Origin of the sequence: Streptomyces finlayi (assembly GCF_014216315.1) — a bacterium.
GTDB classification, from domain to species: Bacteria; Actinomycetota; Actinomycetes; order Streptomycetales; family Streptomycetaceae; genus Streptomyces; species Streptomyces finlayi_A.
In genome coordinates this window covers 633,275-653,286 of the sequence record NZ_CP045702.1, presented here as the reverse complement: position 1 = coordinate 653,286, position 20,012 = coordinate 633,275, and the positions used below count along the sequence as shown (strand labels likewise).

Sequence of the window (20,012 nt, the reverse complement as noted above, 5' to 3'; positions counted from 1 at the left end):
TGTAGAAGGAGCAGTGACCGATGTACCCGACTCCCCGCCAAGCCAGGCCTGAACCGGTCGACTACGTGATCGTCGGAGGCGGCACGGCCGGCTCGGTCATCGCCTCCCGCCTCACGGAGGACCCCGACGTCACCGTCACCGTGATCGAGGGCGGTCCCACCGACATCGACCGCGACGACGTGCTCACCCTGCGCCGCTGGCTCGGACTGCTCGGCGGTGACCTGGACTACGACTACCCGACCACGGAACAGCCGCGCGGCAACTCCCACATCCGCCACAGCCGCGCCCGGGTGCTCGGCGGCTGCTCCTCGCACAACACCCTGATCAGCTTCAAGCCCCTGCCGGGCGACTGGGACGAGTGGGCCGAGGCAGGTGCCGAAGGCTGGGACGCGGCCGCCATGGACCCGTACTTCGCCCGTCTGCGCAACCACATCGTGCCGGTCGACGAGAAGGACCGGAACGCCATCGCGCGCGACTTCGTCGACGCGGCGCAGGCCGCCGCCGCGGTCCCGCGCGTCGAAGGCTTCAACAGGCAGCCGTTCCACGAGGGTGTCGGCTTCTTCGACCTCGCCTACCACCCGGAGAACAACAAGCGCTCCTCCGCCTCCGTCGCCTACCTCCACCCGCACATAGAGGCCGGGGACCGCCCCAACCTCTCGATCCTGCTGGAGACCTGGGCCCACCGGCTGGAGTTCGACGGCAACCGCGCCACCGGTGTGCACGTGCGCACCAAGGAGGGCGAGGAGCTGCTGCTGCGCGCCACGCGTGAGGTGATCGTCTGCGCGGGCGCGGTGGACACCCCCCGGCTGCTGATGCACTCCGGAATCGGCCCGAAGAGGGACCTGGAGGCGCTCGGCATCCCGGTGCTCCACGACCTTCCGGGCGTCGGCGAGAACCTGCTCGACCACCCGGAATCGGTCATCGTCTGGGAGACCGACGGGCCGATCCCGGAGAACTCCGCGATGGACTCCGACGCGGGCCTCTTCGTGCGGCGGGACCCCGGCTCCCGGGGCCCCGACCTGATGTTCCACTTCTACCAGATCCCCTTCACCGACAACCCGGAGCGCCTCGGCTACGAGCGTCCCGAGCACGGTGTGTCGATGACGCCCAACATTCCCAAGCCGCGCAGCCGGGGCCGCCTCTTCCTCACGAGCGCCGACCCCGAGGTCAAACCAGCCCTGGACTTCCGCTACTTCACCGACGAGGACGACTACGACGGCCGCACCCTGGTCGACGGGATCAAGCTCGCCCGCGAGATAGCGAAGACGCAACCGCTCGCGCGCTGGCTCAAGCGCGAGGTGTGCCCCGGCCCCGAGGTCACCTCGGACGAGGACATCAGCGAGTACGCCCGCAAGGTCGCGCACACCGTCTACCACCCGGCGGGCACCTGCCGGATGGGTGCGGCCGACGACGCCGCGGCCGTGGTCGATCCCCATCTGCGCATCAGGGGGCTCGAATCCATCCGGATCGCCGACGCCTCCGTCTTCCCGACCATGCCCGCCGTCAACCCGATGATCGGCGTCCTCATGGTGGGCGAGAAGTGCGCGGAACTGCTCGCTACGACCCCGCTCGCTACGACCCCGCTCGGTACGACCCCGCTCGGTACGACCCCGTTCGGTACGACCGCCGGAGGCGATGTCCGATGAACGCGACCGATACCCCTGTCTTCGCCGTCAGGAACCTCTGGAAGGTCTTCGGCCCCAAGGCCGACCGCGTTCCCGGCAGCGAGCACGCGGAGCTGCCCCCGGCGGAACTGCGGGAACGCACCGGCTGTACCGCCGCCGTACGGGACGTCTCCTTCGACGTCCGCAAGGGCGAGGTCTTCGTCGTCATGGGCCTGTCGGGCTCCGGGAAGTCGACCCTCGTACGCTGTCTGACCCGGCTGATCGAACCGACCAGCGGTACCGTGGCCATCGACGGCGAGGACGTCCTCGCGATGGACCGCACGCGCCTGCGCGAACTGCGCCGCCACCATGCGGCCATGGTCTTCCAGCACTTCGGACTGCTGCCGCACCGCACCGTCCTCGACAACGTCGCCTACGGCCTGGAGATCCAGGGCCTCAGCAAGCGCGAACGACGGCTCAAGGCAGCCGAACTGGTGGAGAAGGTCGGGCTCGCCGGGCTCGAGGACCGTCGCCCCTCGCAGCTCTCCGGCGGTCAGCAGCAGCGCGTCGGCCTGGCCCGCGCACTCGCCGTCGACCCGTCCGTGCTGCTCTTCGACGAACCGTTCAGCGCTCTCGACCCCCTGATCCGCCGGGAGATGCAGGACGAGGTCGTCCGACTGCACCAGGAGGAGGGCCGGACCATGGTCTTCATCACCCACGACCTGAGCGAGGCGCTGCGCCTGGGTACCCGCATCGCGCTCATGCGGGACGGCGGCATCGTCCAGCTCGGCACCCCCGAGGAGATCGTCGGCTCGCCCGCCGACGACTACGTACGCGAGTTCGTCCGCGACGTGCCGCGCGAACAGGTCCTGACGGTCGCCGGCGCGATGCGGCCCCCGGCCGCGGGCGAGGCCGACCGCGGTCCCGCCCTCCGCCCCGACGCCACCGTCTCCGAGGCCATCGAAGCCGTCGCACGCTCCGGGGACCCGGCGGCCCGCGTCGTGGACCACGGCCGGCTCGTCGGTGTCGTAGACCACGCGGGCCTGCTCGGGGTCGTCGCGGGCACGGCAGCCGTCGGGACCCAGGAGGTGACCGCCTGATGGCCACCGCCCAAGCCGCCACCCCCGCCGTGTCAGGACCGCCGGGCCGCCGCCAGGTCCTGGCGCTCCTGCGCCGCCCTTCTCTCGCGAAGCTGCTGGTCCTCGCACTGATCGCCGCTGTCGCCGTACCCGTCGTGCAGGCCCGCTGGGGCGGTGCGGCCTGGCCCGGCGCGCTGACCGTCGACCTGACCGCGCCGCTCGGCGAGGTCAACGACTGGATCGTCGCCAACCGCGACAGCCACCCCCTCTTCCTCTACTTCTTCGGCCACGTCAGCGACGCCGTCGTCCTCTCCGTGCGCGGCGTCTACCTGCTGCTGCTCGCCCTCGGCTGGGCCGGAGTCACGGCGGTCGCCGCCGTCGTGGCCTGGCGGGCCGCCGGACCGCGGCTCGCGCTCACCGCCGCGGTCTCCTTCCTCGTCTGCGGTCTGCTCGGCATGTGGGTGCAGACGATGCAGACCCTCGCCCTGATGGTCGTCGCCGTGCTCGCCTCGGTGGCCCTGGGCGTTCTCCTGGGCCTCGCGGCCGGACTCTCGGACCGTACGTACCGGGCGCTGCGCCCCGTACTCGACACCATGCAGGTGCTGCCCGCCTTCGCGTATCTGCTGCCCGTCGCCCTGGTCTTCGGCATCGGGGTGCCCGGCGCGGTCCTCGCGACCGTCGTCTACGCGGCTCCGCCGATGGCGAGGCTCACCGCGCTCGGTCTGCGCGGCGCCGACCCGGGCGTCATGGAAGCGGTCACCTCCCTCGGCGCGACCGGCAGGCAGCGGCTGCTCACGGCCAGGCTCCCGCTGGCCCGCAAGGAACTGCTCCTCGGCCTCAACCAGACGATCATGATGGCCCTCTCGATGGCCGTCATCGCCTCCGTGATCGGCGCTGGTGGCCTCGGCGACCGCGTCTACCAGGCACTGTCCTCGGTCGATGTCGGCGCCGCACTCGCCGCCGGCATCCCGATCGTGCTGCTCGCCGTCGTCCTGGACCGCACGACCGAGGCCGCCGGCCGCCGGATCGGCACGGAGCCGACCGGCCCCGCCGCCCTCCGGGGCGCACGCGGCTGGGGCCTGGCGGCCGTGCTCGTGGCGGTCGTCGCGGTCGTGGGCCGGTTCACCGGCGGCCGGATCTGGCCCGAGGGTGCGATCGTCGCCATCGCCGGGCCGGTCAACACCGCCAAGGAGTGGATGGTCGACCACATCTACACCGGGGTCCCGGTCGTCGGCGGCACCGCCGACTGGGCCGCCCACTTCACCAGCTGGATACTCAACCCGCTCCGCAGCGGGCTCCAGGGCCTGCCCTGGTGGTCCGTGCTGCTGATCGTCGCCGCCCTCGCCTGGACCATCGGCACCTGGCGCACCGCGCTCACCGCCGTGCTCGCCATGGCGGCCATCGGAGTCCTCGGTGTCTGGGAGCCCTCGATGGACACCCTCGGCCAGGTCGTCGCCGCCGTGGCCGTCACCCTGGTCCTCGGCTTCGGCATCGCCATCGGCGCCGCCCGCAGCGAACGGTTCGAACGCCTGCTGCGCCCCCTCCTGGACGTCTTCCAGACCTTGCCGCAGTTCGTCTACCTCATCCCGGTCGTCGCCCTCTTCGGCATCGGCCGCGCCCCGGCCGCGGCCGCGGCGATCGTGTACGCGCTCCCGGCCGTCATCCGCATCACCACCCAGGGGCTGCGGGGCGTCGACCCGGCTGCCATGGAGTGCGCCCGCTCCCTGGGCGCCACCAGCGGCCAGCAGCTGCGCCAGGTACAACTGCCGCTGGCCCGGCCGGCGTTGCTGCTCGCCGTGAACCAGGGCGTCGTCCTCGTCCTCGCCGTGGTCATCATCGGGGCACTCGTCGGGTCGGGCGCGCTCGGATACCTCGTCGTACTGGGCCTGGCCCAGGGCCAGCTGGCCACCGGTCTCGTGGCCGGCGCCGCCATCGTCTGCCTGGGGCTGATGCTCGACCGGGTCACCCAGCCCACCACGCGCACCGCGCCGAAGGAGAGCTGACATGGCTCGTACGCCGATCCGGACCCGTACCCGCGTCCTCGCGGCCGCGTCGTCGGCCGCAGCCCTGCTCGCCGTCACCGGCTGCGGCGCGGCTGACATGACGAAGCAGACCTCACCGTTCGCCGCACCGGCGGGCATCAGGACCGTCACGCTCTCCGTGCAGTCCTGGGTCGGCGCGCAGGCCAACGTGGCCGTCGCCCAGAAGCTCCTGGAGGACGAACTCGGCTACCGCGTCGACCTCGTCCAGACCGACGAGGTCCCCGCATGGGACGCCCTCAGCCAGGGCCGCGTCGACGCGATCCTGGAGGACTGGGGCCACCCCGACCAGGAGAAGCTGTACGTCGAGGACAAGAAGACCATCGTCCGCGGCGGTGACCTCGGCGTCACCGGCCACATCGGCTGGTACGTGCCGAAGTACTGGGCGGACGAGCACCCTGACGTCACGGACTGGAAGAACCTCGACACGTACGCCGACGAGCTGCGCACCCCGGAGAGCGGCGGCAAGGGCCAGCTCATGGACGGTTCACCGTCCTACGTCACCAACGACACCGCACTGGTGAAGAACCTCGACCTCGACTACAAGGTCGTCTTCGCGGGCTCCGAGGCCGCCCAGATCACCCAGATCCAGCAGTTCGCCAAGGAGAAGAAGCCTTTCCTCAGCTACTGGTACCAGCCGCAGTGGCTGTTCAACGAGGTGCCGATGGTGGAGGTGAAGCTCCCCGAGTACACCGAGGCGTGCGCCGCCAAGGACCCGGCGGACATCGACTGCGCCTACCCCACGACACCGCTGCAGAAGTACCTGAACGCGGACTTCTCCCAGCGCGGCGGCGAGGCGGCCGACTTCCTCAAGAAGTTCAACTGGACCGAGGACGCGCAGAACGAGGTGTCCAGGATGATCGCCTCGGAGAAGCTCACCCCGCAGGAGGCGGCCGAGCGCTGGATCGGGAAGAACCCCGGGGTGTGGAAGAAGTGGCTGCGGAAGTAGGGCAGCGCTGAGGTGAGGTGCTGCCGGTGACGGCCGTCCCCGGCAGCACCTGCCGCATCCTCAGCGGGCCCGCACCGTCGCCGTCACGTCCCGGTCGGGCTGCAGGGTCAGCGACGGCACGTGCCCGATCTCGCCCGGGTCCACGTCCAGGTCGAAGCGGCGCGCCAGCACGGCCAGGATCAGCACCGCCTCCACCATCGCGAAGCGCGTACCGAGACAGACGCGCGGGCCACCGCCGAACGGGAACCACGCGTACTCCTCGATCTCGTCACCGCCCTCCGGGTCCCAGCGCTCCGGCCGGAAGGCCTCCGGCTCGGGGAACCAGCGCGCGTCGCGCTGGGTCGCCCACTGGCTGCTCCACACCCGGGTGCCCTCCGGCATCGGTACGCCACCGATCCGCGCCCCCTCCTTGGCCACCCCGGTGACCAGCCAGATCGTCGGATACAGGCGCAGAGTCTCCTTCACTACCGACTGCGCGTACGTCAGTTGGGCGTAGTCGTCGAATCCGGGCTCGCGGTCGCCGAGCACCCGGTCCAGTTCCTCGGTGAGGACCGCGCGCGCCTCCGGATTGCGCGACAGCAGATACCAGGCCCACACCAGCGTCGAACTCGTCGTCTCGTGGCCACCGATGTAGAGGGTCACCGTCTCGTCGCGGATCTCCTCGTCGGAGAGGTGCGCGCCGGTCTCGTCGACCGCGGTGAGCAGCCGGCTCAGCAGGTCGGGCCGCTCCCCGTCGCCGTCGCGGTGCCGGGCCACCACCCGGGCCACCTCGGCGTCGATGACGGCGGCCGCCTTCCGGATCCTGGCCCGGCCCGGTGTCGGCACCCAGTCGGGAAGGATCGCGCCGATACCGCTGAACTCCTTGCCGATCTCCTGCTGGGCGACATCCATGGCCCGGCCCATGGCCTGCGCGTCGGCCGGGGTGTCCACGCCGAAGATGGTGCGCACCGCGATCCTCTGCGTCAGGGCCGCCATCTCCCGCTTGATGTCGACGCGTTCACCACCCGACCAGGTGTCGGCCAGCTCCACCGCGCACTCGGCCATCGTCGAGGCGTACGACTTCACCTGCTTGGGCCGCACGGAGGGCTGGACCAGCGACCGCTTGCGCCGCCAGTCCGTCCCGCGTGCCACGACGACACCGTTGCCCATCACCGTGCGGAACGCGATGCCCAGCGCCGGCTGGTCGAAGGTGCGCTCCGTCTCGGTGAGCAGCTCGCCTATGCACGCGGGATCGGAGATGAACACACAGCGGTTACGGCCGAAGCGCCAGCTCACCATGTCCCCGTGACCGCGAAGCTGCTCGAAGAAGGCGAGGGGGTCCTTCGCGAACCGGGGCAGGTTGCCGAGGAACGGCAACCCTCTGGGGCCCGGTACGACGGTGTGGCGCCGCGCGTCGCCGACGGCCGTGCCGCTGTCGGTACCCGTTTCCGTATCCGCATCGCTGGACATGAAAGAACTCCGCTCCCTGGTACGTGAGTTGTCGAGCGTAGCTCCACGAGGTCAGTTGTTCGAACGCGGACAACAGGATTCCCGGCGAGCGCAGGAGGGGGACGACGGCGACGGGGGACGTGCGCCCGCCCGGATCTTGCGGATGCCTGCCGCCCAGGCCGGGTCCGGCACGGCGCCGCACCCGTCCTGAGCGGCGGTCGCTCAGACGCCCTGGGGCACCCGGGACGGACGGCCGTTGCCGCGCGTCAGGGAGTAGCCGAAGACGGCTGCCAGCGCACCGAGCACGCCGCCGCCCACGGTCCACAGCCAGCGGTCCGTCCACCAGCCGGAGGCCCAGCCGTCCTCCGGTTCACCGGGGTCCCGCGCGGCCCCGTCGTCCGAGGCCTGCTTCAGCGAAGAGGCGCCGGGCACGAGCGGCTCGGCGAGCGCGCCGTCCACGTCATGGGCACCGCCCCCGTCCACGGAGGTGACCTCCAGCTCCGTCCCCACCGGCAGCCCGAGGTCGGTGGCGGGGAGCCCGAGGACGGTGAGGCGTACGTAGTAGCTGCCGGGCAGCGGATCGTTGGCCCACGGCTCCGACCAGGCACGGACGGTGCGCAGCACACAGGTCAGCTCGACCGAGGCCGCCTCGGCTGCGGCCTTGCGCGTCTGATGGCCGTACATGCACGCCTGGCGCCGCCGCAGTCCGTCGTACACGTCGATCTGCCAGGTGGACGCGCCGTGCCGGGCCGCGCTCTCGGGAAGCGTGACCTTCGCCCGGACGGTGGCCCGCTGACCGGCGTCGGCGGGGAAGACCCAGTACAGGTAGTCGCCCGTGGACGCCTCGGCGGTGGCCCGCTGCCCCTGCTGGACGGCGGTGGCGGTACGGAAGGTGGTGCCCGCTTCCGTGGGCCCCGTCCGGTCGTCGGCGTCGGGGCCGGCGCTCGGGCTCGCGTCGGTCCTCGGGGCCGACGGGGCGATCGCCGTCGCGGAGCCCGCCGAGGTCAGCAGGGCGAGTCCGGCCAGCAGGCCGCTCGCCAGTGCACGTGTCGTACGCATCAGTTGGTCCTCCATACGGCGACGCGCCAGCGCGAGATCCAGCCGGCCAGCAGGCCCGCGACCAGTCCGGTGAGGACGAGCACGCCGAGCAGCCACCAGCCGCGGCCGAGGCCGAACGCGGCCACGTCGCCAGCCTCGTCCGGAGCGTCCACCACGTCGATGGTCAGCTCGACCGGAAGGCCGGGCGAGGTCTTCACCGACGCGGGCGCCGAGAAGGAGTTGCCGACCTGGAGACAGACGGCCTCGGGGGTCGGTTCCTCGTCGTCCGTGCCGTCCTGTCCGGCCTTGGGATAGCGCAGCCCGGACGAGATCACGTCCGTGCGGCCCGTGCCGGCCTCGGAACCGCGGACGATCTCGCGGCCGTGCACGGTCAGGGCCCGCAGCAGGACCCCGTAGTCGTTGTTGACGGCACGGTCGGCCGCCACGCTCACCGAGGCGCGCAGTTCCTGACCGGGCAGTACGTCCACCCGGTACCAGCGGTGCTCGCCGAACTTCTCGCGGTCCGTGTAGAGGCCGGCCTTGAGGACCGGGGCCGCGGAACAGCGGTCGGCGCCCTCGGCCGCCACCGGAGTGACGACGGGCTCGGCGGCGCGGTCCACCAACTGCTTGACGCGTCCGGAGAGTTCGTCGGTGTGTGTGATGGCCGTGTAGGTGCCGCCGGTGGCCTCGGCGATGCAGGTCAGCTGCTGACGGATCTTGGCGTCGGGCACCAGACCCAGCGTGTCGATGACGAGGTGCACTCCGCGAGCGGCGATGTCACGGGCCACCTCGCACGGGTCGAGCGGCCCGCAGGTGTCCTCGCCGTCGGTGATGAGGACGATCCGGCGGGTGCCCTCGCCGCCCTCCAGGTCGTCGGCCGCGCCGAGCAGCGCGGGGCCGATCGGCGTCCAGCCGGTCGGAGCCAGCGTGGCGACCGCCGTCTTGGCCTCGGTGCGGTCGAGCGGGCCGACGGGGTAGAGCTGCTTGGTGTCCTTGCAGCCGGTTTTGCGGTCGTCGCCCGGGTAGTCGGCACCGAGCGTCCGGATGCCGAGCTGCACCTCCTCGGGCACCGCGTCCAGCACGTCGTTGAACGCCCGCTTCGCGGCGGCCATCCGTGACTGGCCGTCGATGTCGCGGGCGCGCATGGATCCGCTGACGTCGAGAACGAGCTCGACCTTGGGGGATGGGGTGCCGGTGGGTTCGTCGGCGGCGGCCGGGAGGGCGGTGCCGAGCCACGCGGCCAGGGTGGCGAGCAGTACGCACACCCCGGCCCGCAGCCGTCTTCTTATGATCATCGCCGGATCCTATTGAAGATCCGGTGGCATCCCAAAACGCGTGCGGTGAGCGTTCGTCAGCGACCCCGGTTCAGCCTCCGAGTACGGGCACCGCGGCCCGCTCCAGCACCGAACCGACGCGTTCCCAGGTGTCCATGTCCCGTTCGACCGGTGGGAGTTGACGGTCATCCAGGCCGGTGTTCCAGGAGGCCGCCACGGCCACCGGGTCCCCGCCGCCGGCCGCCGACGCGGCCAGCGCCGCGGCGCCCCGGGCGACCAGTTCACCACCCGCGGGCACGACGAGCGGGCGCCCGGAGAGCCGGCGCACGGTCTCCACCCAGGTACGGCCGCCGGCCCCGCCGCCGATCAGTCGCAGCGGACGGGCCGCGACGGCGGGATCGGCCGGGTCGAGACCGCAGGCGCGCAGCAGTCCGTCGAGAGCGCGCAGCACGGTGAAGGCGGCTCCCTCGTAGGCGGCGCCCAGCAGTTGCTGCGGGGTCGTGTCGTGCCGCAGCCCGGTGAGCAGACCGGACGCCAGGGGCAGGTCGGGGGTGCGCTCGCCGTCCAGGTAGGGCAGCAGGACCGCTTCGCCGCCTGGGGTGGCGTCGTCGCGGTGCAGGCCCAGCAGGGCGGCCACCTTGTCGACGGCGAGCGTGCAGTTGAGGGTGCAGGCCAGCGGAAGGTACGTACCGTCCGCCGCGGCGAAGCCGGAGAGGGCCGCCGGGACGGGCCGGGTCCGGGACGCGGCGAACACCGTCCCGGACGTGCCCAGGCTGAGCACCGGGTGGTCCAGGAGCCCGGCGCCGCCCAGGCCGAGGCCGACGGCGGCGCTCATGTTGTCGCCGGTGCCCGCGGCGACGGCGATTCCGGCCGGCAGCCCGAGCGCCTCGGCGGCGGTCGTGGTCAGGGAGCCGGTCCGGGTCCCGCCGGTGGCGGCCACCTCCGGAAGCAGTGACCTGTCCAGGCCGAGGAGCGCGAGCAGGCCGGCGTCGTAGGAGCCGGTGGCCGTGGAGTACCAGCCCGTGCCCGAGGCGTCGCCGGGGTCGGTGAACGCGGTACCGGTGAGCCGCTCGGTCAGGAAGTCGTGCGGGAGTCGTACCGCGGCGGCCGCCGCCGCGCTGCCGGGGTCGTTCTCGCGCAGCCACTGCCACTTCGTCGCGGTGAGGGAGGCGACCGGTACGGAGCCGGTCCGCGCGGTCCAGGCGTCGGGTCCGCCCAGTGCCGCGGTGAGAGCGGTTGCCTGAGGGGCGGACCGGGTGTCGTTCCAGAGCAGGGCCGGGCGCAGCGGCCGGCCCTCACGGTCCAGCACGACGAGGCCGTGCTGCTGCCCGGCGACGGCGATCCCGGTGACGGCCGCGGCGCCGGCTCCGGACTCCTTCAGCCCGGCGGCCACCGCCAGGCGCAGTGCCTGCCACCAGATCTCGGGGTCGCTCTCGCGGGCCCCGCCCTCGCCGGTGACCGTGTGCGGGGCGCGGCCGACGGCGAGCAGCTCGCCGGTCACGGCGTCGGTCACCGCCGCCTTGGTGGACTGGGTGGAGCTGTCCACGCCGATGACGACACTGCGCGGCGGCATGGGCTACCTCTTCTCGCCGGGGGAAACAGGATTTGATCGTGCGGGAAACAAATTACGTGATCGTCGCGCCCCCGGCCAGGGGGTGATTCGGATTCGTGGAGGGTGGGGGGTTACGTCACAGGGGTGCCCCGTGCATGATTAGTCATGACAGTGAACAAATAGGGTCGGCCGGTGCTGCCGGTACCGGACCCGACAGCACTCGAAGGCGGCCAGACGATGACGGAACGCTTCACGCCCACACCGGAGGACAAGTTCAGCTTCGGTCTGTGGACGGTGGGCTGGCAGGGGCGCGACCCGTTCGGTGACGCGACCCGCGAGGCGATCGACCCGGTCGAGTCCGTGCGGCGGCTCGCCGAGCTCGGCGCGTACGGAGTCACCTTCCACGACGACGACCTGATCCCGTTCGGCTCGACGGACGCGGAGCGGGAGGGGCTCGTCAAGCGGTTCCGGCAGGCGCTGGACGCCAACGGGCTCGTGGTGCCGATGGCCACGACGAACCTCTTCACCCACCCGGTCTTCAAGGACGGGGCCTTCACCGCGAACGACCGGGACGTACGGCGGTACGCACTCCGCAAGACCCTCCGCAACATCGATCTCGCCGTCGAGCTCGGCGCCACCACCTATGTCGCGTGGGGCGGCCGCGAGGGCTCCGAGTCCGGCGCCGCGAAGGACGTCCGGGTCGCGCTCGACCGGATGAAGGAGGCCTTCGACCTGCTGGGCGACTACGTCACCGAGCAGGGCTACGACCTCCGCTTCGCCATCGAGCCCAAGCCGAACGAGCCGCGCGGCGACATCCTCCTGCCGACGATCGGCCACGCCCTCGCCTTCATCGAGCGCCTCGAACGCCCGGAACTGGTCGGCGTGAACCCGGAGACCGGGCACGAGCAGATGGCCGGGCTCAACTTCCCGCACGGCATCGCCCAGGCGATGTGGTCAGGAAAGCTCTTCCACATCGACCTCAACGGCCAGTCCGGCATCAAGTACGACCAGGACCTGCGCTTCGGCGCCGGTGACCTGCGCCAGGCGTTCTGGCTGGTGGACCTGCTGGAGCGCGGCGGCTACGAAGGGCCGCGCCACTTCGACTTCAAGCCGCCGCGCACCGAGGACTACGCGGGCGTCTGGGCCTCGGCCGAAGGCTGCATGCGCAACTACCTGATCCTCAAGGAGCGCGCCGCGGCCTTCCGCGCCGACCCCGCCGTGCAGGAGGCGCTCCTCGCCTCCCGTCTGGACGAGCTCGCCCAGCCCACCGCCGAGGACGGGGTCGCGGGACTGCTCGCCGACCGTTCGGCGTTCGAGGAGTTCGACATCACGGCGGCCGCCGAGCGCGGTATGGCGTTCGAGGTCCTGGACCAGCTGGCGATGGACCACCTGCTCGGGGTGCGCTGACCCGGGCGACGTACCTGACGGGCGCGGGAGCGGGTCCCGCGTAACGGTGGGGGACTGGCCCACGCCGTACGCACCCGCGCCCGTCCGCCTCACACCAGGGCGCCGAAACGGCGTACGAACCGCTGCTGCCAGGGGGTTTCGACAGCGCGGTGGTGGTAGCCGTGGCGGACGAACGCCACCGCCCGGTCCGGCGGGACCCCGTCCAGTACGGCCATGCAGGCCAGGGCCGTCCCCGTACGCCCGATGCCGCCGCCGCACACCACCTCCACCCGGTCCGTCGCCGCCCGCGCCAGCGCCGCACCCAAGACCTCCCGGGCCCGCACCCGGTCCGTGGGGAGCCGGAAGTCGGGCCAGCGCACCCACCGCGACTCCCAGGCGACGGGCTCGGGCTCCTTGCCCAGCAGATACACCCCGAACACCGGCACGGCCCCGACCGGAAGTGGACGGCGAAGCCCCCGGCCCCGCACCAGCAGGCCGGAAGGCAACGTCAGCACACCCGCGCCCGCGGGGTCCCAGGTCGCGGTCACCGTGACACCTCCGGTTCGTCGCGCCCGGCGTACGCCACCGGGTCGGCCAGCACGTCCTGCATCACCAGGGCCGCCGCACCCCGCGCCGCGTCCCCCGCGACGGACGAGGCGCGCAGCCGTCCGCTGCCCGGGGACCAGAGGCCGGAGACCACGCGCCCCGTCAGTTCCCCGTCGGCGGGCGGCGCCAGCCACGGCATCAGGCTCCGGTAGATCCCGCCGAGCACCACCGCCTCCGGGTCGATCAGATTCACCGCGCCCGACAGCACCCTGCCCAGCATCCGCCCGGCCTCCGCCACCGCCGCCACCGCCCGCGCGTCGCCCGCCCGGGCACGCCGCTCCAGCTCGGCCACCGGACCGGGAGCGGTCTCGTCGATGCCCGCCGCCCGCAGCAGCGCGGCCTGTCCCGCGTACTGCTCCAGGCAGCCACGGGAACCGCAACGGCACTCCGGACCTGCCGGGTCCACCACCACATGCCCGATCTCCCCGGCGAAACCGTGCGCACCGCGCAGCAGTTCGCCGTCCAGCACCAGGGCTCCGCCGACGCCGATCTCGCCCGTCAGGTAGAGAAAGCTGCGCGTCCTGCCGAGACCGCCGAACCACAGCTCGGCCAGTGCCGCGAGATTGGCCTCGTTCTCCGAGCTCACCGGCAGCGCCGCCCGGCCGGGGCGCAGCCCGGCGAGCGCGTGCGCGAACAGCTCCTCGGCCGGCACCTGGTTCCAGCCGAGGTTGGGCGCCTGGCGCACCGAACCGCCGGACACCAGGCCGGGCAGCGCGAGCGCCGCCCCGACCGGGTGCAGGTCCTGTTCGCGCGCCGATCCGAGGGCGCGGGCGGCGATCCCCGCCGCCCGTGTCAGCACCTCGCCGGGGGGCGCGCCCCGGTTGTCGAGGTGCTCGGTCTGGCGGACCCGCCCCGTGCCCGCCAGATCCACGACGCACACGGAGACGTAGTCGATATTGATCTCCACGCCGAGTCCCGCCGGGCCCGTACGCGCCACCTTGAGGGCCGTACCGGGCCGCCCCGCCTGCCCGCTGAAGGTCTTGCCGGACTCGGTGAGGAAGCCGCTGTCGAGGAGCTGCTCGACCAGCGAGGACACGGCGGCCCGGGTCAGCCCCACCCGGGCGGACACCCCCGCCCTCGTGGCTTCCCCGGCCGCGCCCTCGTCCCGGACGGCCCGCAGCACGAGGCTCAGGTTGTGACGTCGCACGGTGTCCTTGTCCGCCTTGGGCCCCAGAGGTGTGAGGTTGCTCTTCATATAGTCGTCGACCCTATCGTCCGGCCGTCCGCCGCAGGCCCCCGAACAGCGCGAAGGGCCGCCCAGCCGCCCGGCGGACCGGGGCGGCGGGGCGGCCCTTTCCGGGATGATCCGCCACCGTCAGGCGCCGGCGCCCCGCTCCTTGAGCATGTCCGCCATGAGCCCGATCTCCGACTCCTGGCCACGGACCATGCCGGCCGCGAGGTTCTTGATCTCCGCCGTGCCCGCCGCACCGGCCCCCGCCCGCGCCATCTCGGCGCCCGCCCGGTGGTGGACGGTCATCAGGCGGAGGAACAGGATCTCGGCCGCCGTGCCCCCGGCCTTTCGCAGCTCGTCCATCTCCGCGTCGGTGGCCATGCCCGGCATCAGCGAACCGTCGCCCGTGGGCGTGACCGGGTGGCCCATCCACGCCATGGGCGGCCGCTCCGAACTCTTCGGCCGGCCCCATGTCTCCAGCCAGCCCAGCATCATGCCGCGCTGGTTCGCCTGGGTGTTGATGATGTCGTAGGCGAGCCGGCGTACGTCCGCGTCGTCCGTCCGGTCCCGGACGACGAAGGACATCTCCACGGCCTGCTGGTGGTGGACCGCCATGTCGCGGGCGAAGCCCACATCCGCTGAGGTCTCCGCGGGCGCCGCGGAGGAGGACGTACCGGAGGCGGACGAGGCCGCCGATGACGGCTGCCCGATCGTCAGCACCACGAGTCCCAGTGCCAGCAGGAACACCACGGCGCCCGCCAGCACCATGGGGCGGGGGACGCGGACGGCGGAGGTCACTTGTCCAGCCCGCCCGAGCACGCGGCACCCGGCTCAGGCGTCTGCGGGCCCTGGACGTACTTGGTGAAGAACTGGGCGACGCGCGGGTCGGTGGCGCTCTTCACCGTGACCTGCTTGCCCCAGGCGCTGAGCATCAGCGGGTCCTTCTGGTCGGCGATGGGGCTCATCAGGGAGTACGGGGTGCTCGAGACGCGCTTGCTGAACGCCTTGATGTCGGTGTCCTTCGCCTTCTCGTTGTACGTGACCCAGACGGCGCCGTGCTCCAGCGAGTGGACCGCGTTCTCCTTCGGTATCTCCGCGGTGTAGACGTCGGCGTCGCAGTTCATCCACACCTGGTTGTGGTCGCCGCCGACGGGCGGGTTCATCGGGTAGTCGACCTTGGTGCCCACATGGTTCTGCTTCAGCTTGTCCCAGGTCCGCTCGCCCGTGACCGGGGAGGTCTTGGCCTGCTCCTCCGCCTTGTCCTTGTCGTCGGCCGCGGCCATCAGGTAGCCGCCTCCGGCGACGAGTGCGGCGACCACGGCGACGGAGGCGCTGATGGTGGCGATGCGGACGCGGCGCTCGCGTGCCCGCTCCTTGCGGCGGGCCTCGTCGAGCTTGGCCCGGCGGGCCCCGGCGGGGGTGTTCTGGTTCTGGTCCTTGTTCTTGGCGGAAGCCATGGCAGATCCTCGAGTTCAACGGGACGCGAGCGCGCGGGCATGCGCGGCGCGTGGGGACGTGAGGGCAGGAGCAGAGGCGGGGACGGGCCTCTAGATTCGTTGGATCTGCAGTCGGAGACGGTCGACGGCTCCCACACCGTCGTTGGAGGGGCCGCGGATCGCGGCCCCTCCGGTGAGCGGGACGGCCTGGGCCGGGGCGAGCACGGTGGGAAGGCCGGAGAGTGCGGGAGGACCGGGCAGCACGACGGCTGAGGAGTGGTCCGAGGCGCCGTGGCAGGAACTGCCCACGCCTCCCCTGTCCGGCGCGTGCGCCATCACGAGCGAGGCGGCGGTCTCCGGCGCCGGGGTCATGGCACGGGCCGCCGCGGTGAGCCGGACGTCGCCCGACGGTGACGAGGCCGCCGCGGTGCTCAGCGAGCAGCAGAACACCGTCGCCAGGAGGACCAGGACCCAGCCCACAGCGGCGGGCACGGGTGTGCCGCTCCGTCGCCGGTCCGTCCGCACGCTCAGCCTGGTCATCGCCGCCATCGTAATGGTGTATGAAGATTCAAGGACTATAGGGTCGCAGGTTCGCGGGATAGTGTGCCCAGGTGATCACGCATTCGAACGTATCTGCGGGCTGGTATCCGGACCCTCACGGCGCGCCTCAGCTGCTGCGCTACTGGGACGGCTCCCGGTGGACCGAGCACACGAACCCGGCACAGGGCGGGCAGGCCCCGGCGCAGTCCCCGGCTCATGTTCCCGCGCAGACACCGGCGCAGGTTCCTCAGAAGGCGGTGGCGGCCCAGCAGCCGGCGAACCCCCAGCAGCCGGCGCATCCCCAGCAGGTCGTCCCCGGTGGGGCGTCGCTCTTCAACCAGCAGGTCCTGGTCGTGAACCAGAAGGCCAAGCTGATCGAGGTCACGACCGAGTACAAGGTCTTCGACCAGCAGGGCAACACGATCGGTTCGGTCGTGCAGGTCGGCCAGAGCGCACTGCGCAAGGTGCTCCGGTTCGTCGCGAGCATCGACCAGTATCTGACGCACCGGCTGGAGATCCGCGACGCGTACGGTCAGCCCCAACTGCTGCTGACGCGGCCGGCCAAGTTCATCAAGTCCCGGGTCGTCGTCCAGCGCCCGGACGGGCAGCCGGTCGGTGAGATCGTCCAGCAGAACGCCATCGGCAAGATCAATTTCGCCATCATGGTCGACGGCCGGAAGGTCGGCGCCATCAAGGCGGAGAACTGGCGCGCCTGGAACTTCGCGATCGTCGACCACAACGACGCCGAGATAGCCCGGATCACGAAGACCTGGGAAGGTCTCGCGAAGACCATGTTCACCACGGCGGACAACTACGTGCTCCAGATCCACTACCAGCTGCCCGAGCCGCTGCTGAGCCTCGTCGTCGCCGCGGCCCTGACGGTCGACACCGCACTCAAGCAGGACGCCCGCGGCCTGGGCTGAGCCCCGCCCCGGCGCCCCGACGAGGCCCCGCACGGACCTTGAGTTCCAGTCGTCGTCGCAACACTCCAGCTCAAGGTGCGCGACCCGGACGACGGGCGACGCTCCCCGCTGCGCCTGACGGAGACGGCGTGCGCACCCATGCCGGGCTCGCGCGGCGCGCCGGACGCTGTCGGGCGCCTCAGTCCTCGCCGTACGACTTGTGGATGCCGAACGTGGCGCCCTGCGGGTCACGGAGGACCGCGATCCGGGGGCCGTCGGGGATGCTGATGGGCGCCAGCAGGAGGTCGCCGCCGGCGCTCAGCGCCGTGGCGGCCGTGGAGTCGACGTCCGTGACGACGAAATAGGGGAGCCAGTACGGGGGCACCTCCGGCTCGAACCGCTCGTCCATCGCCATCATGCCGCCGAAATCGGCACCGTCCACACCCCAGTGCGTGTAGGACTCCGCTGCGTTGACCGTCCAGCCGAGGACGGACGGGTAGAAGGCGAGGGCCTCCACCGTGTCGCGGGTGGAGAGCTCGACCCAGCCCAGGGCGCCCGGATCGTTGAGACGTTCGGCGCCCGCGAACGTACGCGGCTGCCAGAGCGAGAACACGGCGCCCTCCGGGTCGGCGACCAGGGCGGACCGGCCCTGTTCGAAGACGTCCATCGGGCCGGCCAGCAGCGTCCCGCCCGCCGATGTCACCCTCTCGACGGTGGTGTCGGTGTCCCCGGTGGAGAAGAAGACGGTCCACGCGGGGGACCTGTCCGTCCGGGGGACCGGGCCGAGCGAGGCCACCGCGGCCTCGCCGAGCCGCGCCACGGTGGAGCCGCCGGCTTCCGCGCGCGGATCGGTCTCGCATCGCCAGCCGAAGAGCGCGGCGTAGAACGACTTGGCGGCAGGGATGTCCGACGTGCTCAGCGCGACCCAGCAAGGACCGCCGTCCAGCGGTTCGGAGAACTTCATCCCACTCCTTCTGTGATCATGCCGGGCGCCCGGCCGTCCACCCATGTCTCCCCGCACGCTATGACCGGCAGGGCCCGTCAGCCATCGAGCCGCACCGGACGGAAACCATTTACAGGTGAAATACGCGCCGCGCCTGACGGAGCGCGGCGCGTACTCACCGGCTCCCTCGTCGAACTCCGCCTGGCAGCAGACGCCGCGGCCGGCGAATGGTGGCAGCGCGCCCTGCCGGAGGAACGGCTCGTCGCGGCCGAGCGGGCCGGACACCGTACGCTCGCCGCAACAGCACGGAGGCAGGGGCCGGCAGCCCTCCCGCCTCCTCGGAACGGACGGAACGGAGCGGTGTGACCGACGACATCGTGGCCTCGGTGGTTCGGCAGTGGCAGGCCGTCAATCCGGAGCTCGACACCGGCCCGATGGAGCTCATCGGCCGTATCAACCGCTGTGCCGCGCTTCTCCAACAGGCGCAGGACGCGCCGCTGCGCTCCGCCGGTCTGACGCGTGCCGAATTCGACCTGCTCGGCGCGATCCGCCGTACGGACCGCGAACTCACACCCGGAGAGCTGTCCCGCGAGACGTTCTCGTCGGGCGCCGCCGTCACCAAACGCCTCCGCGCCCTCCAGGAACGCGGCCTCGTGGACCGCCGCGGCGACGTCCGTGACCGCCGGGTCGCCCATGTCGGCCTGACCGAGCAGGGCCGCGTCCTGGTCGACCGGCTGCTGCCCCAGCAGCTCGCGTACGAACGCGCGGTCCTCTCCGGCCTCGACGACGGGGCCCGCAGCCGGCTGAGCGCCCAGCTCAGCGAACTGCTCGTACAGCTGGAAGGCCGCATCGACGGCGCCCGCCGCTGATCCCGGGCCCTGCCCCGGCCCCTGGTGTCAGGACGCGTCCGCCGGCTCCAGCAGCGAGGCCGACCGTCGCAACTGCCGTGCGCACTCCACCAGCGCCGCGTCGTCCCCGCGATCGCCGGGGGCCGACGCGGTCAGGGCCAGCCGGTCGCGGGGACCCGCCCCGCCGAGCGGGACGGCGACGGCGTTCATGCCCTGGACGGACTCGCCGCGGCTGACCGCGTGGCCGAGCTCGCGGACCTCCGCCAGTTCGTCCAGCAGCGCCGCGCGCGAAGTGAGTGTGCGCGGGGTGGCCGCGGGCAGCGTCTCGCGCGGATAGAGGACGCACACCTGGTCGGCCGTCATCCGCGAGAGCAGCAGCTTGCCCCCCGACGTGGCGTGGGCGGGGTGCGTGCGCCACGTCTCCAGCACCACCCGTACCGGCCGGGACGACTCACGGCCGTCCGTGACGATGACGCGGTCCCCGATCAGCGCGGCACTCTGCACGGTCTCGCCGGTGCGCCGGGCGGCGTCCTCCAGTACGTCTGCGAGCCGTGCCCGCAGCGCCCCACCGAGGCCGGCGGGCCGGCCGAGCCGGATCAGTTCGGGGCCGGCGGAGTATCCGCTGCCGGAGGGGTCCCGGGTCGCGAAGCCACGCCCCTCCAGGGTGAAGAGCACCCGGTGCGCGGTGGACCGGCCGACTGACAGCAGCTCGGCGGCGGCGGAGACGGTGAGCGTGTCGTGTGTGAGGAAGAGCCGCATCAGCCGGAGGCCGGTGTCCAGTGACTCGATGGTGCAGCCCCGCGTCGCAGCGATGGCTTCTTTTCGGTGAATCAGTCCTTCGGTCATGAATCTGCTCCTTTCGATCCGGCTCGATCACCTGTGCCTCTGTCCCGCCGTGAGGGACAGAAATAATCGCTCAGGAATCGAATAGGTCGCCTATGTTCTCTATTCGGTGCGGCTCTCCTTGGGTCGCTCCCGATGGTCCGTCAAGCCACGGCGCGCGCGCCGCGGTTCAGCATCCCGCACTGCGGGACGCCGGAGTGCCACGCCCGCCCCCGGCGCAGTCGATTACTCCCTGCGCACGCTCGACGCCGTTCAGTGCAAAAACTGGTGAGTGTATTACTGCCGGAGTGCTCGCGCAGGGGGTTGGGTGAATATGCCGAAGCGGTGTTCTGATCTGGCTAAGCTCACGCGCATCGAAGTCGAGTTGATATGAA

The 20,012-nt window shown here is 71.9% G+C and carries 18 protein-coding genes; 7 read left to right on the top strand and 11 right to left on the bottom strand.

Annotated features, from left to right (window positions below):
- The first annotated feature begins 20 nt into the window (after positions 1 to 20).
- Genes F0344_RS03220 through F0344_RS03205 form a run of 4 tightly spaced genes read left to right on the top strand, consistent with a single transcriptional unit; the run spans position 21 to position 5,671 of the window.
- The gene (locus F0344_RS03220) at positions 21 to 1,646 is read left to right on the top strand and encodes a GMC family oxidoreductase (RefSeq protein ID WP_258049626.1); all 1,626 of its coding nucleotides are present in this window, start codon (positions 21 to 23) and stop codon (positions 1,644 to 1,646) included.
- On the top strand, positions 1,643 to 2,704 hold the full coding sequence (locus F0344_RS03215) for a quaternary amine ABC transporter ATP-binding protein (RefSeq protein ID WP_185297321.1): 1,062 nt from the start codon (positions 1,643 to 1,645) through the stop codon (positions 2,702 to 2,704). The genes F0344_RS03220 and F0344_RS03215 overlap by 4 nt, the downstream gene beginning before the upstream one ends.
- A complete protein-coding gene (locus F0344_RS03210; protein ID WP_185297320.1) occupies positions 2,704 to 4,686 on the top strand; it encodes an ABC transporter permease in 1,983 nt (660 codons plus the stop codon). Before F0344_RS03215 ends, F0344_RS03210 begins: the two co-directional genes overlap by 1 nt.
- A 1-nt stretch (position 4,687) precedes the next feature.
- Positions 4,688 to 5,671, top strand: coding sequence for an ABC transporter substrate-binding protein (locus tag F0344_RS03205; protein ID WP_185297319.1), 984 nt, complete (start codon positions 4,688 to 4,690; stop codon positions 5,669 to 5,671).
- A gap of 60 nt (positions 5,672 to 5,731) precedes the next feature.
- On the opposite strand, the gene F0344_RS03200 is transcribed toward F0344_RS03205, so the two are convergent.
- From F0344_RS03200 to xylB, 4 genes are all read right to left on the bottom strand, one after another.
- The gene (locus F0344_RS03200) at positions 5,732 to 7,120 is read right to left on the bottom strand and encodes a cytochrome P450 (RefSeq protein ID WP_185297318.1); all 1,389 of its coding nucleotides are present in this window, start codon (positions 7,118 to 7,120) and stop codon (positions 5,732 to 5,734) included.
- Between the two features lie 201 nt (positions 7,121 to 7,321).
- Positions 7,322 to 8,158 (bottom strand): hypothetical protein, encoded by an 837-nt coding sequence (locus F0344_RS03195; RefSeq protein WP_258049625.1) that lies wholly within the window; start codon positions 8,156 to 8,158, stop codon positions 7,322 to 7,324.
- The gene (locus tag F0344_RS03190) at positions 8,158 to 9,432 is read right to left on the bottom strand and encodes a VWA domain-containing protein (protein WP_185297316.1); all 1,275 of its coding nucleotides are present in this window, start codon (positions 9,430 to 9,432) and stop codon (positions 8,158 to 8,160) included. The genes F0344_RS03195 and F0344_RS03190 overlap by 1 nt, the downstream gene beginning before the upstream one ends.
- 70 nt (positions 9,433 to 9,502) lie before the next feature.
- Complete coding sequence (gene xylB, locus F0344_RS03185) at positions 9,503 to 10,984, bottom strand: xylulokinase (protein WP_185297315.1); 1,482 nt, start codon at positions 10,982 to 10,984, stop codon at positions 9,503 to 9,505.
- Positions 10,985 to 11,200: 216 nt separating this feature from the next.
- On the opposite strand from xylB, the gene xylA reads away from it, so the two are divergent.
- Positions 11,201 to 12,370 carry a xylose isomerase gene (xylA, locus tag F0344_RS03180; RefSeq protein WP_185302487.1) on the top strand — a complete coding sequence of 390 codons (1,170 nt, stop codon included), beginning with the start codon at positions 11,201 to 11,203 and terminating at the stop codon, positions 12,368 to 12,370.
- Between the two features lie 89 nt (positions 12,371 to 12,459).
- Here the strand turns inward: xylA and F0344_RS03175 are convergent, their stop codons facing one another.
- The 5 genes from F0344_RS03175 to F0344_RS03155 all read right to left on the bottom strand — a co-directional run bounded on the left by F0344_RS03175 (position 12,460) and on the right by F0344_RS03155 (position 16,102).
- On the bottom strand, positions 12,460 to 12,897 hold the full coding sequence (locus F0344_RS03175; RefSeq protein WP_185297314.1) for a protein-tyrosine phosphatase family protein: 438 nt from the start codon (positions 12,895 to 12,897) through the stop codon (positions 12,460 to 12,462).
- Positions 12,894 to 14,150 (bottom strand): ROK family protein, encoded by a 1,257-nt coding sequence (locus F0344_RS03170; RefSeq protein WP_185297313.1) that lies wholly within the window; start codon positions 14,148 to 14,150, stop codon positions 12,894 to 12,896. The genes F0344_RS03175 and F0344_RS03170 overlap by 4 nt, the downstream gene beginning before the upstream one ends.
- Positions 14,151 to 14,270: 120 nt before the next feature.
- Positions 14,271 to 14,894, bottom strand: a complete 624-nt coding sequence (locus F0344_RS03165; protein ID WP_185302486.1) for a DUF305 domain-containing protein — start codon at positions 14,892 to 14,894, stop codon at positions 14,271 to 14,273.
- Between the two features lie 26 nt (positions 14,895 to 14,920).
- Entirely contained in the window at positions 14,921 to 15,583 is a 663-nt protein-coding gene (locus F0344_RS03160; RefSeq protein ID WP_185297312.1) for a DUF3105 domain-containing protein, read from the bottom strand.
- Between the two features lie 90 nt (positions 15,584 to 15,673).
- Complete coding sequence (locus F0344_RS03155; RefSeq protein ID WP_185297311.1) at positions 15,674 to 16,102, bottom strand: hypothetical protein; 429 nt, start codon at positions 16,100 to 16,102, stop codon at positions 15,674 to 15,676.
- 71 nt (positions 16,103 to 16,173) lie between these two features.
- Between F0344_RS03155 and F0344_RS03150 the strand changes: the two genes are divergently transcribed.
- Positions 16,174 to 17,025 (top strand): phospholipid scramblase-related protein, encoded by an 852-nt coding sequence (locus F0344_RS03150; RefSeq protein ID WP_185297310.1) that lies wholly within the window; start codon positions 16,174 to 16,176, stop codon positions 17,023 to 17,025.
- A gap of 178 nt (positions 17,026 to 17,203) precedes the next feature.
- Here F0344_RS03150 and F0344_RS03145 read toward each other — a convergent pair whose 3' ends face one another.
- Positions 17,204 to 17,968: a VOC family protein gene (locus F0344_RS03145; protein WP_185297309.1), complete on the bottom strand. Its 765-nt coding sequence runs from the start codon at positions 17,966 to 17,968 to the stop codon at positions 17,204 to 17,206.
- Positions 17,969 to 18,309: 341 nt separating this feature from the next.
- Between F0344_RS03145 and F0344_RS03140 the strand changes: the two genes are divergently transcribed.
- Positions 18,310 to 18,816 (top strand): MarR family winged helix-turn-helix transcriptional regulator, encoded by a 507-nt coding sequence (locus F0344_RS03140; protein ID WP_185297308.1) that lies wholly within the window; start codon positions 18,310 to 18,312, stop codon positions 18,814 to 18,816.
- A gap of 27 nt (positions 18,817 to 18,843) precedes the next feature.
- Here F0344_RS03140 and F0344_RS03135 read toward each other — a convergent pair whose 3' ends face one another.
- Entirely contained in the window at positions 18,844 to 19,641 is a 798-nt protein-coding gene (locus F0344_RS03135) for an IclR family transcriptional regulator (RefSeq protein ID WP_185297307.1), read from the bottom strand.
- Between the last annotated feature and the right edge of the window lie 371 nt (positions 19,642 to 20,012).